We start from the raw sequence: 15,418 nt of genomic DNA on the forward strand, positions 1-15,418 counted from the left end.
GGCGCCCACCCGCGCCCCCGGTCCCTTGTCCCGCCGCGCCCCGCACCCGTAAAGTGGGCGGACAGCAAGCGCTTTCTGCGCGCTCTCCCCGAGGAGCAACCCCATGTCTCGCCCCACCGGGCGGCTGCGTGCCGCCGTCGTCGGTACCGGAGCCATCGCGCGCGGCAGCCATCTGCCCGCACTGGCCGACCACGCCGACGCCGTGGAACTGGTCGCCGCCGTCGATGTGAACACCGCGCAGCTCGACGCCTTCCGCGCCGTCGCCGGTGCGGGGGTCGAGGGCTACGCCGGCGTCGGCGAGATGCTGGCCGGCGCCCGCCCCGACCTGGTGCTCCTCGCGTCGCCGCCCGCGTTCCACCGCGAGCAGACCGTGGCGGCCCTGCGGGCGGGCGCCTGGGTGCTGTGCGAGAAGCCGTTGTGTCTGTCGCTCGCCGAGTTCGACGCGATGGCGGCGGCCGAGGGCCAGGACGGCTCGGGCGGTCCGTATCTGTCCGTCGTCTTCCAGCACCGCTACGGCTCCGGGGCCGAGCACGCCCGCGAGCTGCTGACCGCCGGGGAGCTCGGCGCGCCGCTCGTCGCCCACTGCCAGACCACCTGGTACCGCGACACGGACTACTACGCCGTGCCCTGGCGCGGCCGTTGGGCCACCGAGGGCGGCGGCCCGTCCATGGGGCACGGCATCCACCAGATCGACCTCATGCTCCATCTGCTCGGCGAGTGGACCGAGATACGCGCCATGGCGGGCCGCCTCGTCCACGACGTGGAGAGCGAGGACGTCTCCACGGCGCTCGTGCGCTTCGCGAACGGCGCGATGGCCACCGTCGTCAACAGCGTCGTGTCACCGCAGGAGGTCAGCCGGATCCGCGTCGACTGCGCCGACGCGACCGTCGAACTCACCCATCTCTACGGGCACTCCAACGACGACTGGAGCTACACCCCCGCTCCGCACACCGCCGTCGACGAGCAGCGCGTCAAGGCGTGGCGGACGCCCGCCGCCGAGGTGCCGAGCTCACACTCCGCCCAGCTGGCCGGTGTCCTCGCGGCGATGCGCGCCGGGACGCGGCCGCCCGGCGGCGGGCCGGACGCCCGCCGGACCCTGGAGTTCGTCGCCGCGCTGTACAAGTCGGCCTTCACCGGACTGCCCGTGCGGGCCGGTGAGATCGGGCCCGGCGACCCGTACTACTCCGCCATGCACGGCGGTCACCCCGACTGGGCGCCCGTCCCCGCCACGGGCGGCGGCCGGTGAGCGCCCCGGTCCAGGTCACGCACACGCACGGCGAGAAGGTCGTCGTCTCGTGCGCGGGAGTGGAGCTGATGACGTACGTCTACCGGCCCGACCCCGAGGCGTTCGAGTCCCGCAAGCCGTACGTCCATCCGCTGCGGACGCTGTCCGGCCGCGTCGTCACGGGCTACCGCCCCCATGACCACCGTTGGCACAAGGGTCTGCAGATGACGGCCAGCCATCTGTCCGGGCAGAACTTCTGGGGCGGCAACTCCTATGTGCACGGCGAGGGTTACCTTCCGCTGCCGGGCCGGATCGGCTGGATGCGGCACGACGGTTTCGACGCTCTGACGACCGAGGACGACCGGCTGACGCTGGCCGAGCGGCTCACCTGGATCGAGAACGGCGGCACCGAGTGGGCCCGGGAGCGGCGCACCCTGACCGTCCACTCCGTGGAGCCGGTGGCGGGGTCGTGGGCACTGGACTGGTCCATGGACCTCACCAACGTGCGTGACGAGCCGCTGCGCTTCGGCTCGCCGACGACCGCCGGGCGTCGGGCGGCCGGCTACACCGGGCTGCACTGGCGCGGCCCGCGTGACTTCACGGGCGGGCAGGTCTTCGGCCCGAACGGCCCGGACAGTCAGCACGGACCGGACGGCCGGCACGGCGGCGGAGAGGCGGGGGCCGCCGCTCTGATGGGGCGGCACACGCCCTGGCTGGCCTTCACCGCCGTGCACGACGAGGTCGACGCGTCCAGCACCCTCGTCTTCGCCCACGCACCGGAGAACGAGCGCGCCATCCATCCCTCCCACTGGTTCGTACGGTCGGAGCCGACCCCGACGGTCGCCTTCTCCTGGGCGTTCCACGAGGAGTTCACGCTCCCGCCGGGGGCCGCCTTCGCCTACCGCTACCGGATCGTGGTGGCCGACGGCGCACTGGACCGCAGGGGGATTGAGTCCCGCCTGCGGTCCTGGTGACACAGCCCGAAGGGCTCTACCTAGGTTCGTGGGTGAAAGCCCCGGCCTTCAGGCCGGGGATGAAGCGCATTTCGGGTCTGCTCTGAACCGCAGGTGAGCGCGGGCGTTGTTGCTGTTCGATGTACTGGCGGATGATTGCCAGCGGTGCGCCTGCGCATGAAGCGGAGAAATACGAGGGTGACCACAGGTGTCCGTGCAGGGTGGCGCGGTTCATCGCCCCGGTGTACTCACGTCGAAGGTACCGAGCGGAGACGCCCTTGAGGCTGTTGACCAGCTTGGAGACGGCGACCTTGGGGGGTAGTGCGCCACAAGGCGGCTCTGCGCGGCCGCACCTTTCGCCAAGGTGGACCGGGCCTTCCCCTCCTCGCAGGTGTGCTCGGCCTGCGGATTCCGGGACGGCCCCAAGCCCCTGCACGTCCGGCAATGGACGTGCAGGGCCTGTGGCACCGTGCATGACCGCGACCACAACGCAGCCCGCAATGTCCTCTTCGAAGGACGCCGTATCGTCGCCGCCGGACGAGTGGAGACGCCAAACGCCTGTGGAGCGCCGGTAAGACGGGCACACGTGCCCGCACAGCGCGTTGAAGCAGGAAGCCCCCGGAAGGGCCAAACGACCCAGGCCGGAATCCCTGACCTTCAGGCCAGAGAGCACGTCAAGGCATACGGTCGCCGAGCAGCGCCAGGTTCTCGATCGCGGCGAGGCCGTAGAGCGAGGTGTCGTTGGTGTGGACCCAGTTGGCCTCACTGCCCGGCACCAGTGTGACCGGTCCGCCGACCTCTTCCGTGGCCCAGGGCGCGGACTCCCTGTAGCCGTCGCTGTGGTAGAACTTCTCCCACGCGCGCCGGGCCAGCTTCTCGTCGCCGGTCTGCACGGCGGCGTACGCGTCGAGCCGCGAGTGGCCCTGGAAGAGGATCAGCGAGCCGAAGTGCGAGCCGTAGCGCGCGGCCTGCTCGGCCTTGGTGGCGTTGAAGTAGCGGCAGTAGTCGAGGTACGCCTCCTTGAACTCCGGCATGTCGACGAGGTCGATCAGCTCGGCGCACAGCTCGTTCAGTCCGAAGACCGCGGAGAGGTGCGAGACGCCGACCTTGGGCTCCTTGTCGATCGCGAACCGGCCGGTGTCGAGGTCGTAGAGCCCGCTGCCCTGGACGAAACCGTTGGGCTGTGCGGCGATCGTCTCCATCGTGGAGAGCACCCTGGCCTTGGCCTTGGCCGCCTTGGGGCCGCCGCGCTCCCATTCGGTGAGCCAGGCGGAGACGAGGCCGCTCCAGTCGGTGCCGAAGCCGATGGACAGCGCGTGGCGGTCGGGGGTGTACGGCTCGGTGCGGATCTTCCGGATGGGGTCGAGCGCGAGGAAGGTCTCGTCGGAGTCGACGTTGGCGTGCATCAGGTCGCCGGTGCGTTCGTCGGCGGTGAGGAAGTAGTAGAACCGGCGGTACGTGGTGTTGGCGATGCGCTGCTGCTTGGCGCTGTCGGCGTAGTGCTGGATGCCGTGCCGGGTGCCGAGGCCGGCCCATTCGCCGAGGTGGTAGACGTCGACCTCGCCGGTGTGGCGGGTCATGGCCTCGGCGAACCGGAAGATGTCGGCGCGGCCGGAGCGCAGATAGGCGTACCAGAGCCACAGGTCGGGCGAGAGTTCGGAGTTGTCCCAGGCGTAGCCGCCGACGTCGTAGCGCCACTGGTGCCTGGCCGGGTCGTAGCTGTGCATGATGTCGCCGTAGTCCCAGAAGCCGTACCAGCGCCGCATGTCCACCTGGTCGCGGTAGTACGTGAAGAGGAAGTCGAGGTGGTCCTCGATCCGGGCCTTGGCCGGGGTGGAGCGGTCGGGTTCGGCGAACAGACCGCCGAAGACCTTGGCGGACACGAGCTGGGCGGGCGGGGCGGCGAGCTGGGGCGGGGTGCGGACGGCGGCCGTCTCCTTCGCCAGGGTGCCGGCGCCGGGGGTGGAGTCGTGGGCCCAGAAGAGGAGTTCGCTGGTGCGGGCGATGCCGTAGGGGGTGCCGAAGCCGGGCTCGTAGTCCTCGTAGGTGATGTTGAGGCCTTCGAGCTGCTTCTCGTAGGTGTCCTGGCCGAGGCCGTCGTGGTAGAAGCGCAGGTCCATCGGCTGGGCCTCGGGCGACCAGAGCCAGAGGGTGACTTCGGCGCTGTCGGTGTGGGCGTCGCGGATGTCGAGTCCGGCGGGGTGCTTCTCCCAGAAGTCGCGCAGCCCGAAGGAGAGACCGCCGCTCGCGCCGCCGACGTAGCCGAAGCCGGAGGCGCGCCGGCCGCCGCCGGCCGCGATCCAGCCGTGGCCCTTCTTGGTGCGCTTGCGCACGGTGAAGCCGTCGGCGGAGAGCTGGCTGAGGGTGTAGTCGCCCCAGTCGGGGACCAGGTGGAGCCGGCTGGTGACCCGCTGGTCCCAGGTGGCCGGGTCGGGCAGCTTCCGGCCCTCGAACTGGGCCGCCTGGACGGCCGCTCCGGGGTCGCGGCGCAGTCCGGTGACGCCCTTGACGGCTTCGCGCAGCATGCCGGTGCCGTCGCCGCCGATCCGGATGTGCCGGTCGTACGCCGGGTCCCGCATCGGCACGGTGAAGCGGACGCCGAGCCCGCGGATGAAGTCGCCGCTCGCCTTGCCGGGCTCCTGGGTGCCGTCGTAGGTGATGGTGTGCACCATGCGGAACGACTCGGCGCCCGCGTAGAAGTAGAGCCGGACGGAGAAGGGCAGCCAACTGCGGTTGCCGCGGCGGTGCTTTCCGTCGATGCGGACCACGGCGCGTACGGGCCCGTCCTGTTCGACCCGGGTCTCCTCGATGTGGCTCTCGAAGCGTTCGTAGGTCTCCCTGCCCTGGTCGCCGTCCTCGATCTCGCCCTGGCGGAGCATGACGAGCCGTCCGTCCCTGGCGATCTCGGTGGAACCCCGGGTGACGGACTTGACCAGACTGGATCCGCTTCTGCCGAGTTTCGCGGTGATGACACCGGTGGAGACGGTGACCGTGCCGCCCGTGGTGGTGACCGCGACCCGCCGGGCGGGGGCGGCGGCGCTGCCGGGGGTGAGGGTGAACGCGTCGGCGGTCCGCTCGGGGCCGATGGCGTGGGCGCTCCACTTGAGGGATCCGTCGGGCCACTGGGCGAGCGGCCAGGACTGGACAGGGACCTCCCGGCCGTCGGGGGTGGCCAGCGAGAAGGTCTGGTCCTTGGGGTGGGCGCCCTTGGGCCAGGGCACGCCGAGCGTGGTGCCGGGGGCGGCCCCGAGCCCGTCGGCCTCGAGCCACTTCAGGGTCACCGGCCGGGGGTCGGCGGCCTCGGCCCTGGGCGCCGCCTGGGCGGTGCTGCCGCCGAGGGCCCAACTGAACTGGGCGGCCGCGCCGGCGGCCGCGGCCGCCGAGAGCAGGGTTCTGCGGGAGATGGGGGACATGACAATTCCTTCCGTACGACCGTGCGGGCGGGAAGAGGAAGCGGTACGGACAAAGGGATCAGCGGGCGGCGTACCGTGTCTCGACGGCCACCGCGGCCGCCGCGACGGCGCCGGTCACCGGAACGGCGAGCGGCGCCATGAACCAGGCGGAGGCCGCCACCACGGCGAACCCGCCGACCAGCAGCAGCGATCCGGCCGGGTCGCGTACGGTGCGCCGGGCCGCCGCGGGCAGCAGGTCGCGCCAGCGGGCGCCGGGGTGCCAGGCGGCGGCCGCGCGCAGCACCGCGACGACGGCGGCGATGAAGGCGAGGACGCCGACGGTGCCGGTGAACGGCCCGCCGGGCAGCCCGGCCCGTACGGCGGCGAGGTTCAGCCAGAGCAGCCACAGCGCCCCGAGGCCGGACAGGCCGACGAGCCAGCCGCCGCGCGCCGCGGCCGTGAAGTCGGCCGCGAACAGCCGCCACCCGGACGCGTCGTGGCGCAGATGGCGCCGCAGATGACGGGCCCCGGCGGCGAAGGCGGCCGGGGCCGTCAGCAGCGGCAGGGCGGCGAGGGCCATCCACACCCCGGTGAGCAGGCACTCGGCGAAGACGCCGAAGCCGGTGGAGAGCCGGGAGGTGTGCCGCGTCGCGGATCGCGCTGTCATGGGCGGTCAGCCCTTCAGGCCGGAGGTGGCCATGCCGTCGATGAGATAGCGCTGGAAGGCGAGGAAGAACGCCAGCACGGGCAGCAGCGCGACGAGCGACATGGCGATCATGCCGCCGTAGTCGGCGACGGCGTCCTGGTCGATGAACATCTTCAGGCCCAGCGAGACCGTGTACTTCTCCGGCTCGTTCAGATAGATCAGCGGGCCCATGAAGTCGTTCCAGGCGTTGATGAAGGTGAAGATGGCGCTGGTGATCAGCGCGGGCCGGCACAGCGGCAGCACGATCGACCAGTAGATCCGCAGATGCCCGCAGCCGTCGAGCCTGGCGGCCTCGTCCAGTTCCTTCGGCAGGTTCCGCATGAACTGGAGCATGAGGAAGACGAAGAAGGCGTCGGTGGCGAGGTACTTGCCGAGCAGCAGCGGCACATAGGTGTTGATCAGTTCCATCTTCTGGAACAGCACGTACTGCGGGATCAGGATCACGTGGTACGGCAACAGCAGGGTGCCGATCATCAGCGCGAACATCAGGTTCCGTCCGGGGAACCGGATCTTGGCGAAGGCGTAGGCGGCGAGCGAGCAGGACAGCAGCACGCCGGCCACGGAACCCAACGCGAGTAGTGTGGAGTTCACGAAGAAGGTGGAGATCGGGATGTCGGCGATGCCCTCGGTCAGCCGCCGGTAGTTGTCGGCGATCGGCTCGGTGGGGAACAGGTCGAGACTGCCGACGATGTCACCACTCGGCTTGAGCGAACCGCCGATCACCCAGGCGACGGGGTAGAGCACGACGCCGAGCACTGCCAGCGCGCCGACATGCCAGCTCAGCGAGCCGGTGCGACGCCGCCGCACGGTGGTGGATGTGCCGCTCATCGGGCCGCCTCCTCGTAGTGCACCCAGCGCCGCTGGGACCAGAACAGCACCGCGGTGACCAGGCCGACCGCGACGAGCAGCATCCAGGCCATGGCGGAGGCGAGGCCCATCCGGCTGTTCTCGAAGCCTTGTTGGTACAGGTAGCAGGTGTAGACGAGGGTGGCGTCGGCGGGCCCGCAGGTGCCGTTGCTGATGATGTACGCCGACCCGAAGATCTGGAACGAGTGGATGGTCTCCAGCAGGACGTTGAAGAACATCACCGGCGAGATCATGGGCAGCGTGATGCTCCAGAACCGCCGCCACGGTCCGGCGCCGTCGACCTGGGCCGCCTCGTACAGCTCCCGCGGCACCTGCTTGAGTCCCGCCAGGAAGATGACCATCGGCGCGCCGAACTGCCAGACGGTGAGCGCCACCAGACTGTAGAGGATCCACGCCGGGTCGCCGATCCAGCCACCGACGTCCACGCCGAAGAACGACTGGGCCCGGTCCACCACGGCGTCGTCGGAGAACAGCGCGCGCCACACGATGGCGACGGAGACACTGGCGCCGACGAGCGACGGTGCGTAGAACGCGGCCCGGTAGAAGGCCTGGCCGCGCCGGCTCTGCGCCAGCAGGAGCGCCACGCCGAGGGCGAGGAGCAGTTTCAGCGGGGTGCCGATCAGGACGTACTTGACGGTGACCTCGACGGAGGTACGCCAGCGGGGGTCGGCGAACATCTCGGAGAAGTTGCCGAGGCCGATCCACTGCGGGGAGGCGAAGAGGTCGTAGTCGGTGAAGGCGAAGTAGAGCGAGGCGACCATCGGGCCCGCGGTGAGCAGCAGGAAGCCGGCCATCCAGGGCGTCATGAACAGATAGCCGACCAGTCCGTCCCGCCGCCCGCCGCTCCGGGCGGCGGGCGGGGCCGTGCCACGGGCCGAAAGCGGCTCGCCCGCCTGTCCCTCGGCCGCCGCGGGCTTCGTCACGGTGGTGCTTCCCATCAGGAGTCCAGAGCCGTCTTCGCCTCGGTGAAGAACTGCTTCACGGAGTTCTCGACGGGGGCCTTGCCGAGCGCCATGTCACCGGAGATCCGCAGGAACGCCGCCTCCACGATGTCGGCGCCGGCGGGGTGCGGGGTGATGGGCTCGAGCACACCGGCGTCGGCGATCTGCTGCTCGTACGCGGCGATCTTCTTGCTGACCGGGTCGGCGGGTTGGAACGCCTCGAACTGCTCGGTGGTGGAGAGCACTCCGCGGTCGTATCCCATGATCCGCCCGGCCTCGGGGTCGTGGACCATGAAGCTGATGAAGGTCGCGACCTCCGCGGGGTGCTTGGTGCGGGCGCTGCCGCTGAGCATCAGCGAGCCGAGGTACTGGCCTGTCCGCTTGCCGTCCTCGGTGGGGATGGGCGCGATGGCGTACGAGCTGTCGCCCTCGGCGGTGTAGCGCGCGGTGAAGTTGTCCCAGGTGAACTCGCCGCCGGCCAGCCCCTGTGCGAGAGCGGACTTGGGCTTGATCTGCTCGACCTTCTTCGGGTCGGCGTACAGCCCGGACTTGACGCGCTTCATCGCCTCCGTCCAGTACGGGATCAGGTCGCTCTCGGTGAAGCCGAGTCCGTTCTCGGTGAAGAAGGCCTTGCCGTTCTGGCGGAGTATCAGGTCGTAGAGATACATGATGCCGAAGGGGCCGGAGTCGCCGGCCCGCCCGGCCTTGTCGTGGATCCTGACGAGGGCGTCGTCCCAGTCGTCCCAGGTCCAGCCGGCCTTCGGGGTGACGCCGGCCTTCTCGTAGACCTTCTCGTCGATGATGTAGCCCATCGAGTTGGAACCGACGGGGACGCCGAGGAGCTTGCCGTCGATCTCGCCGAACTTCTCCAGGCCGGCCCGGAAGCCGGTCAGGTCCAGGTTGCCCTTCTCGGCCTGCGGGGCGAGGTCGAGCAGCACGCGCTTCGCGTCGTACTTGCGCAGGAAGCCGACGGCGTTCTGGAAGACGTCGGGCGGGTTGCCGCCCGCGGCCTGGGTGTTGAACTTCTTCCAGAAGTCCGCGTACTGCTGGAAGTCCGTCTTGACCTTGATCTTCGGGTGCTTCTTCTCGAAGAGGGCGATGGTCTTGTTGATCTTCTCGGCCCGGTCGTCCGCACCCCACCATGCGTAGCGGATGGTCACGGGGCCGCCGGAGGAGCCGCTGCCCGCGCCGCAGCCGGCGGCGGTGAGACCGGCACCGGCAAGGGACGCGCCGGCCGCCTTGAGGAAGGTCCGCCTCTCCACATGCCTGGACATACGCATGATGCACCCTCTCGCCATGATGACTTGATGTGTGATGACTGCCTGATGAATGAATCGTTTCAGGAAAGCGCTTGCCACGAAATGTAGGGGTGTGGCGAGATCGCGTCAACGGTTTGGGCGGCGCCGAATTTCCCCACCATGGCGTCCGACATGCCGAACATCATGCGGGATGCCGGACGCTGGACGACGGTAACGGACACCCGGGGCCTGCGCCAGTGTCCTCGCGCTGCGGCTCGGGCGGGGCGCGGCCGGGGCGGCCGGGTCCGGACCCCGGTTCCGGCGGCGCCCGTACGGAGCACTTCCGTACGGGCGGGGCGCGGCGCGCCGGACAACAAGGGAGATCGCGACGCCGAAGGCCGTCACGACGACGGCGCGCGACGCGACGGGATGGGGGCGAGGCCGGGCCCGTCCCGCCGCGCGGGCGGCGGGACCGCGCGGCGTCCCCACGTTTCCGGGGTGGCGGCCGGGCGTCCCGCCACGGACGACCAGGACGGCAGGGCGGCGGAACGAGCGGCCGGCCGCCGCCCCACGGAGCCGGCCCCGGGAGCCCCGAGGCAGCGCCCCGCCACGGCCGCGTCCCCGGTGGGCGACCGGGCCCCCGCCGCCCACCGTCACCCGCCATGGGGGACCGAGATGGTGAATCGATTCACGACCCCGGTCCCTGCTCGACCGCCCTCAGCGGTGCCCCAGCCAAGCCGCCGCGGGCAGCAGCCTGTCGTCGTAGCCGAACAGGGCCTGGTTCTCCCACGCGTTGCCCGACGACGGGTCGGCCGGGTCCCAGCCGTTGCCCTTGACCGCCGTCCACGTCGGGTCCCAGTAGATGACGCCCAGTCCCCGCCCGCCGGGCACCGCCTCCACCACGTTCATCACGTCGCGCACCCAGGCCGCCTGCCCCGCCGGCGTCGCCGGGTAGCCGGCGACGAGCTCGCCGGGGAGGTCGATGATGTTCTCGTGGCCGTCCTCGTCGTCGAGGCGGAACGGATACGCGGTCTCCGCGACCATGACCGGCTTGCCGTAACGGGCGGAGACGTCGTCCAGGTTGGTCTGGAGATCGGACAGCGCGCCGTGCCAGTAGCCGTAGAAGGACAGGGCGATGACGTCGAAGCGCACCCCCTGCGCGGTGGCGTTGTCGAACCACCAGCGGTAGAGGCCGTTGTCACCGCCGTGCGCCAGGTGCAGGGCGACCTGGGTGGAGGAGGAGACCGCCTTCACCGCGTCGGTCCCGGACTGCAGGAGTCCGGCGGTGCGGCTCCAGTCGGCCGTGGAGCCCTCGGGCCAGAGCATCCCGGTGTTGATCTCGTTGCCGATCTGCACCATGTCGGCGGTGGTGCCCTGCGCCTCGAGGGCGTTCAGGACGTCGTACGTGTGGTCGTACACGTCCTTCTTCAGCTGCTCGTACGAGTGCGAGGACCAGGCCGCCGGCTTGGTCTGGGCGCCCGGGTCGGCCCAGATGTCGGAGTAGTGGAAGTCGACCAGCACCTTCATGCCCCGGGCCTTGATGCGGCGGGCCATCTCCAGCACGCGCGCCTTGTCGTTGTAGCCGTCGGCCGGGTCGACCCAGACCTTGAGCCGGCCGTAGTTCGCGCCCGCGGAGCCGAGGATGCCGAGCGCGTCCCCGGCCGTGCCGCCGCTGGTGCGGTAGGTGCCGCCGAAGTCCTCGCTCTTCTTGAGCATGGAGACGTCGACGCCCTTGACCGGGAGCCCGGAGGAGCCGGGGGTGAAGGTGAGGTCGTCGACGTTGATCCAGTTCCCCGCCTTGGCGTCGGAGTTGATGCTGACGGTGCACTGGCCGCCGGTCACGCGGACGGAGGTGACGATCCGTATCCACTTCCCGTCGGGTGTGGGCGGCAGGTCGGTCCGCTGCTCGGCCGAGCCGCAGTTGCGCAGGGCGAGGTACGCGGCGTTCTGGCCGCCGCTCGAGCGCACCCAGGCGCTGAGCCGGTAGCTGCCGCTGCTGAGGCCGGTCAGGTACTGGTACGTCTCCACCTTGTACGCGGAGGACGACCAGTGGGAGAGGCGGCGGCTGCCGCTGTGCCCGCCGGCCTCGGCGTACGAGGCCGCGTCCTGGCCGGTGGCCGAGTAGGTGGACCAGCCGGAGGTGCCGGACTCGAAGCCGGTGTTGGTGAGGGTGGCGGCCGCGCCGGCCTGTTGGGCGGGCAGGGCGGTGAACAGCAGGGCGCCGAGCGCGGGCAGGACCGCGGCTCTCAGCAGCCGTGCGGGGGAGGTGCGTCGTGCCTGGACGTGCATCGTCGAGTCCCTTCGACGGTGGTGGGCGAGGACGGGTGGTGCACCTGCCCGGGGGCGGCCGCTCACTGGGCTCGTGCCGTGACCGGCGATGTCTGCCCGTCGAGGCTGGCTTCCCGGCGGGCGCTCGATGCCGGTGTCGACGTTCTTCGGGCCGAGGTCGCTTTTCACTCCTTCGGCCTCGCGTCGTTTTCGACACCGTCGCGCCCTCCGTTCCGTTCGCGGCAGGCTCGGCGGCCGCCCCCGGGGAGTTCTGGTCCGGTCGGCAGGTCAGGCGTCGAGCAGTACGACCCTGACGGCGCCGGCCGGGACGGTGAGTTGCCCGGCGGCGCGCTCGCCGCCGAGGAGTTCGGTGCCGGGCGCCTCCAGCGGCACCTTGGCGTCGTGTTCCGTGTGGTTGATCGCGAAGAGGAAGTCGCCGCTCTCACCAGAGCGGCGCACCACCTCGACGTCGCGGGGAAGTCCGGTCCGCGGTGCGAGGCCCGCGTCCTCACCGGCGCTCTGGAGGACCGTGTCGAGGGCGGCCGGGTCCAGCCGGGTGGACACGTACCAGGCGGTGCCCCGGCCGAGCCGGTGCCGGGTGACGGCCGGGCCCCCGGCGGCCGGGCCGTCGGCGTACGTCCACACCGTCTCGGCGCCGCGCGGGACGACGAACTCGGTCCAGACGTCGGCGGTGACCGGCGTCCCGCCGGGACCGTCGACGCGTACGCTCTCGCCCTCCCCGAGCGGCGACCACTCCTCCACCGTGAGGCCGAGCACGTCGCGCAGCACACCCGGGTAGGGGCCGGGGTGCACGGCGTCGTGCTCGTCGACGATGCCGGAGAAGTACGAGACGACGAGCGTGCCGCCGCATCCCACGTACGCGCGCAGATTGCGGCCGGCTTCCTCGGTGGCGAGGTACAGGGCGGGCACGACGACCAGCGGGTAGGCCGACAGGTCGGCCTCGGGGTGGGCGAAGTCGACGGTCAGGTGCCGGTCGTAGAGCGCCTCGTAGAAGCTGTCGGCGCGCTCGCGGGCGTCGTGGTCCTCGCTGGGGCGCCATTCCAGGCTCTGCGCCCACCAGGACTGCCAGTCCCACACCATGGCCGCGTCGGCGACGGTACGGGTGTCCTTCAGCGCGGCGAGGGAGCCGATGTCGGCGCCGAGGCGGACGACCTCGCGCCAGACCCTGGAGTTGGTGCCGGCGTGCGGCAGCATCGCGGAGTGGAACTTCTCCGCGCCCTTGCGGGACTGCCGCCACTGGAAGAACATGGCGCCCTCCGAGCCGCGGGCCACGTGCGCGAGGGAGTTGCGGGCCATCTCGCCGGGACGCTTGGCCGGGTTGCGGGGCTGCCAGCTGACGCCGCTGGTGGAGTGCTCGAGCAGCAGCCAGGGGGCGCCGCCGGCGACGGAGCGCGTGAGGTCGGCTGCCATCGCCAGGTTGACGTGGGTGCGCCGGCCGTCGGTCATCAGGTAGTGGTCGTTGGTGACGAGGTCGACCTCGCGGCCCCAGGCCCAGTAGTCGACGGTGTCGCACTGGCTGAGCGCCGTCATGAAGTTGGTGGTGACGGGGACGCCGGGGGCGAGGCGGTGCAGGATGTCGCGCTCCGCGCGGAAGTTCTCGCGCATCGTGTCGTCGGCGAAGCGGCGGTAGTCGAGCTGGTGGGCGGGGTTTCCCGCGGTGGGGGTGAGCCGCGGCGGGTCGATCTCGTCGAGCGCGCCGTAGCGCAGGCCCCAGAAGGTGGTTCCCCAGGCGTCGTTGACCGCCTCGACGGAGCCGTAACGGCCCTGGAGCCAGCGCCGGAAGCGGGCGGCGCAGTTGTCGCAGTAGCAGGCGCTGACGGGCACGCCGTACTCGTTGTGGACGTGCCACAGGGCGAGCGCGGGGTGGCCGGCGTACCGCTCGGCGAGCCGGGTGGTGATCGCGGCGGCGGCCTCGCGGTAGGCGGGGCTGCTGTGGCAGATGGCGGCGCGTGAGCCGAAGGCGTGGCGCACGCCCTCGCGGCTGACGGGCAGGGCGTCGGGGTGGGCGCGGTAGAACCAGGCGGGCGGGGAGACCGTGGGGGTGCCGAGGTCGGCGTCGACGCCGTTCTCGTGCAGCAGGTCCAGCAGCCGGTCGAGCCAGCCGAAGTCGTATGCGCCGGGCCGGGGTTCGAGCAGGGCCCAGGAGAAGATCCCGACGCTCACCATGGTCACTCCGGCCTCGCGCATCAGCCGGACGTCCTCGTCCCAGACGCTCTCCGGCCATTGCTCGGGGTTGTAGTCCCCGCCGAAGGCGAGCCGGGCGCGGCCCTGGTGAGTGGTCTCCGGCATGAATCTCTCCTGAGGCGTTGGATCCAACATGAATCAAACATTCTGGGAACGTGCACACATCCATATCGATGCGATGACGCAACATAACCGCACACGAACAACCATTGACAAGTGTCCAGGACGTTTCTCTACTGTGAACGCTCACAGATGCAGAGCCGGCCACCGCCCCCCGCGGACCGGCCCTTCGGCCAGGGAGAAACAACCCATGTCCCACTCGCTGCACCGCCGCCTCGCGGCCACCGCCACCGCCGTCGCCCTCGGTGCGACGGCGCTCACCGCCTGCGGCTCGTCCGACGGTGGCGATCAGGCCGCGTCCGGCCCTGTGAAGCTCACCTACTGGGCCTGGGCGCCCGGCATGGACAAGGTCGCGGACCTCTGGAACCAGCAGAACCCGGACATCCGGGTCACGGTCCAGAAGCAGGCCTCCGGTGACGACCTCGTCACCAAGATCATCACGGCGCACAAGGCGAAGAAGGCCCCGGACCTCGTCCAGGCCGAGTACCAGGCGCTGCCGACGCTGGTGAGCAACGACGCCCTCGCCGACATATCCGACGAGGTCGGCGACGTGAAGGACGAGTTCGCGCCCGGCGTGTGGCAGCAGACCACCCTGGGCTCCGACGCCGTGTACGCGGTGCCCCAGGACTCCGGGCCGATGATGTTCTACTACCGCGACGACCTGTTCCAGAAATACGACCTCGACGTCCCGGCCACCTGGGAGGAGTTCGCGCAGACCGCGCGCGAACTGAAGAAGAAGGCCCCCGACAAGGCCCTCACCACCTTCTCCTCCAACGACTCCGGACTCTTCGCCGGGCTCGCTCAGCAGGCCGGCGCCCGCTGGTGGACCATCGACGGCGAGAAGTGGAAGGTCGGCATCGACGACCCCGCCACCAAGAAGGTCGCCGACTTCTGGGGCGGTCTCGTCGCCGAGGGCGCCATCGACAACCAGCCGATGTACACCCCCGCCTGGAACAAGGCGCTCAACACCGGCGAGCAGATCGCCTGGGTCAGCGCCGTCTGGGCGCCCGGCACACTCACCACCGCGGCCCCCGACACCAAGGGCAAGTGGAAGATGGCCCCGCTCCCCCAGTGGTACGACACGAAGAACGTGACCGGCAGCTGGGGCGGCTCCACCACCGCCGTCACCACCGACTCGAAGCACAAGGCGGCCGCCGCGAAGTTCGCCGCCTGGCTCAACACGGACGAGGAGGCGCTGGCCGCCCTGGTGAAGGAGAGCGGCATCTACCCGGCGGCCACCTCCGCCCAGACCAGCGGCATCCTCGTCGAGGCCCCCGAGTTCTTCGCCGGCCAGCCCGACTTCTACAGCCGCGCCGCCGAGATCGCGAAGACCGCCGCCCCCGCCCACTGGGGACCCAACGTGAACGTCGCGTACGCCACCTTCAAGGACGAGTTCGGCAAGGCCGCCAAGGCCAGGACCGACTTCGGCGCCGCCCTCGGCCGGATGCAGGACGCCACCGTCGCGGACCTGGAGAAGCAGGGCTTCGAGGTCGCCAAGTGAGC

Annotated in this window: 11 protein-coding genes and 1 pseudogene; 4 read left to right on the forward strand and 8 right to left on the reverse strand. The window is 70.8% G+C overall.

Going from position 1 to position 15,418, the window contains the following annotated elements; genetic code table 11:
- The first annotated feature begins 103 nt into the window (after positions 1–103).
- Both ACFYOP_RS20530 and ACFYOP_RS20535 read left to right on the forward strand, forming a co-directional pair.
- Complete coding sequence (locus ACFYOP_RS20530; RefSeq protein WP_356897954.1) at positions 104–1,246, forward strand: Gfo/Idh/MocA family oxidoreductase; 1,143 nt, start codon at positions 104–106, stop codon at positions 1,244–1,246.
- The gene (locus ACFYOP_RS20535) at positions 1,243–2,199 is read left to right on the forward strand and encodes a PmoA family protein (RefSeq protein ID WP_356897953.1); all 957 of its coding nucleotides are present in this window, start codon (positions 1,243–1,245) and stop codon (positions 2,197–2,199) included. Before ACFYOP_RS20530 ends, ACFYOP_RS20535 begins: the two co-directional genes overlap by 4 nt.
- 100 nt (positions 2,200–2,299) lie before the next feature.
- Here ACFYOP_RS20535 and tnpA read toward each other — a convergent pair.
- Positions 2,300–2,497: pseudogene (gene tnpA, locus ACFYOP_RS20540) on the reverse strand (IS200/IS605 family transposase); the annotation flags it as partial.
- 72 nt (positions 2,498–2,569) lie between these two features.
- Here tnpA and ACFYOP_RS20545 point away from each other — a divergent pair.
- On the forward strand, positions 2,570–2,962 hold the full coding sequence (locus tag ACFYOP_RS20545) for a zinc ribbon domain-containing protein (RefSeq protein WP_388452276.1): 393 nt from the start codon (positions 2,570–2,572) through the stop codon (positions 2,960–2,962).
- On the opposite strand, the gene ACFYOP_RS20550 is transcribed toward ACFYOP_RS20545, so the two are convergent.
- The 7 genes from ACFYOP_RS20550 to ACFYOP_RS20580 all read right to left on the reverse strand — a co-directional run bounded on the left by ACFYOP_RS20550 (position 2,853) and on the right by ACFYOP_RS20580 (position 13,900).
- Complete coding sequence (locus tag ACFYOP_RS20550; RefSeq protein ID WP_356897952.1) at positions 2,853–5,591, reverse strand: Tat pathway signal sequence domain protein; 2,739 nt, start codon at positions 5,589–5,591, stop codon at positions 2,853–2,855. The two genes, ACFYOP_RS20545 and ACFYOP_RS20550, sit on opposite strands and share 110 nt — an antisense overlap.
- Positions 5,592–5,649: 58 nt before the next feature.
- The gene (locus ACFYOP_RS20555) at positions 5,650–6,237 is read right to left on the reverse strand and encodes a hypothetical protein (protein WP_356897951.1); all 588 of its coding nucleotides are present in this window, start codon (positions 6,235–6,237) and stop codon (positions 5,650–5,652) included.
- Positions 6,238–6,243: 6 nt separating this feature from the next.
- Positions 6,244–7,104 (reverse strand): carbohydrate ABC transporter permease, encoded by an 861-nt coding sequence (locus tag ACFYOP_RS20560; RefSeq protein WP_356897950.1) that lies wholly within the window; start codon positions 7,102–7,104, stop codon positions 6,244–6,246.
- A complete protein-coding gene (locus tag ACFYOP_RS20565; protein WP_356897949.1) occupies positions 7,101–8,081 on the reverse strand; it encodes a sugar ABC transporter permease in 981 nt (326 codons plus the stop codon). Before ACFYOP_RS20565 ends, ACFYOP_RS20560 begins: the two co-directional genes overlap by 4 nt.
- The gene (locus ACFYOP_RS20570; protein ID WP_356897948.1) at positions 8,081–9,364 is read right to left on the reverse strand and encodes an extracellular solute-binding protein; all 1,284 of its coding nucleotides are present in this window, start codon (positions 9,362–9,364) and stop codon (positions 8,081–8,083) included. The genes ACFYOP_RS20565 and ACFYOP_RS20570 overlap by 1 nt, the downstream gene beginning before the upstream one ends.
- 675 nt (positions 9,365–10,039) lie before the next feature.
- Positions 10,040–11,611: a glycosyl hydrolase 53 family protein gene (locus ACFYOP_RS20575; protein WP_356897947.1), complete on the reverse strand. Its 1,572-nt coding sequence runs from the start codon at positions 11,609–11,611 to the stop codon at positions 10,040–10,042.
- A gap of 267 nt (positions 11,612–11,878) precedes the next feature.
- Positions 11,879–13,900, reverse strand: a complete 2,022-nt coding sequence (locus tag ACFYOP_RS20580) for a beta-galactosidase (protein ID WP_356897946.1) — start codon at positions 13,898–13,900, stop codon at positions 11,879–11,881.
- A gap of 205 nt (positions 13,901–14,105) precedes the next feature.
- On the opposite strand from ACFYOP_RS20580, the gene ACFYOP_RS20585 reads away from it, so the two are divergent.
- Positions 14,106–15,416 (forward strand): extracellular solute-binding protein, encoded by a 1,311-nt coding sequence (locus ACFYOP_RS20585; RefSeq protein WP_356897945.1) that lies wholly within the window; start codon positions 14,106–14,108, stop codon positions 15,414–15,416.
- Positions 15,417–15,418: the final 2 nt, after the last annotated feature.

Origin of the sequence: Streptomyces sp. NPDC006294, from assembly GCF_042870895.1 — a bacterium.
Taxonomy (GTDB): domain Bacteria; phylum Actinomycetota; class Actinomycetes; order Streptomycetales; family Streptomycetaceae; genus Streptomyces.

What these genes read in the sequence shown, in the direction of transcription:
- ACFYOP_RS20550 (WP_356897952.1), bottom strand. Translation starts at nt 5,591, where the DNA reads ATGTCCCCCATCTCCCGCAGAACCCTGCTCTCGGCGGCCGCGGCCGCC.
- ACFYOP_RS20585 (WP_356897945.1), top strand. Translation starts at nt 14,106, where the DNA reads ATGTCCCACTCGCTGCACCGCCGCCTCGCGGCCACCGCCACCGCCGTC.
- ACFYOP_RS20570 (WP_356897948.1), bottom strand. Translation starts at nt 9,364, where the DNA reads ATGCGTATGTCCAGGCATGTGGAGAGGCGGACCTTCCTCAAGGCGGCC.
- ACFYOP_RS20530 (WP_356897954.1), top strand. Translation starts at nt 104, where the DNA reads ATGTCTCGCCCCACCGGGCGGCTGCGTGCCGCCGTCGTCGGTACCGGA.
- ACFYOP_RS20565 (WP_356897949.1), bottom strand. Translation starts at nt 8,081, where the DNA reads ATGGGAAGCACCACCGTGACGAAGCCCGCGGCGGCCGAGGGACAGGCG.
- ACFYOP_RS20555 (WP_356897951.1), bottom strand. Translation starts at nt 6,237, where the DNA reads ATGACAGCGCGATCCGCGACGCGGCACACCTCCCGGCTCTCCACCGGC.
- ACFYOP_RS20580 (WP_356897946.1), bottom strand. Translation starts at nt 13,900, where the DNA reads ATGCCGGAGACCACTCACCAGGGCCGCGCCCGGCTCGCCTTCGGCGGG.
- ACFYOP_RS20575 (WP_356897947.1), bottom strand. Translation starts at nt 11,611, where the DNA reads ATGCACGTCCAGGCACGACGCACCTCCCCCGCACGGCTGCTGAGAGCC.
- ACFYOP_RS20560 (WP_356897950.1), bottom strand. Translation starts at nt 7,104, where the DNA reads ATGAGCGGCACATCCACCACCGTGCGGCGGCGTCGCACCGGCTCGCTG.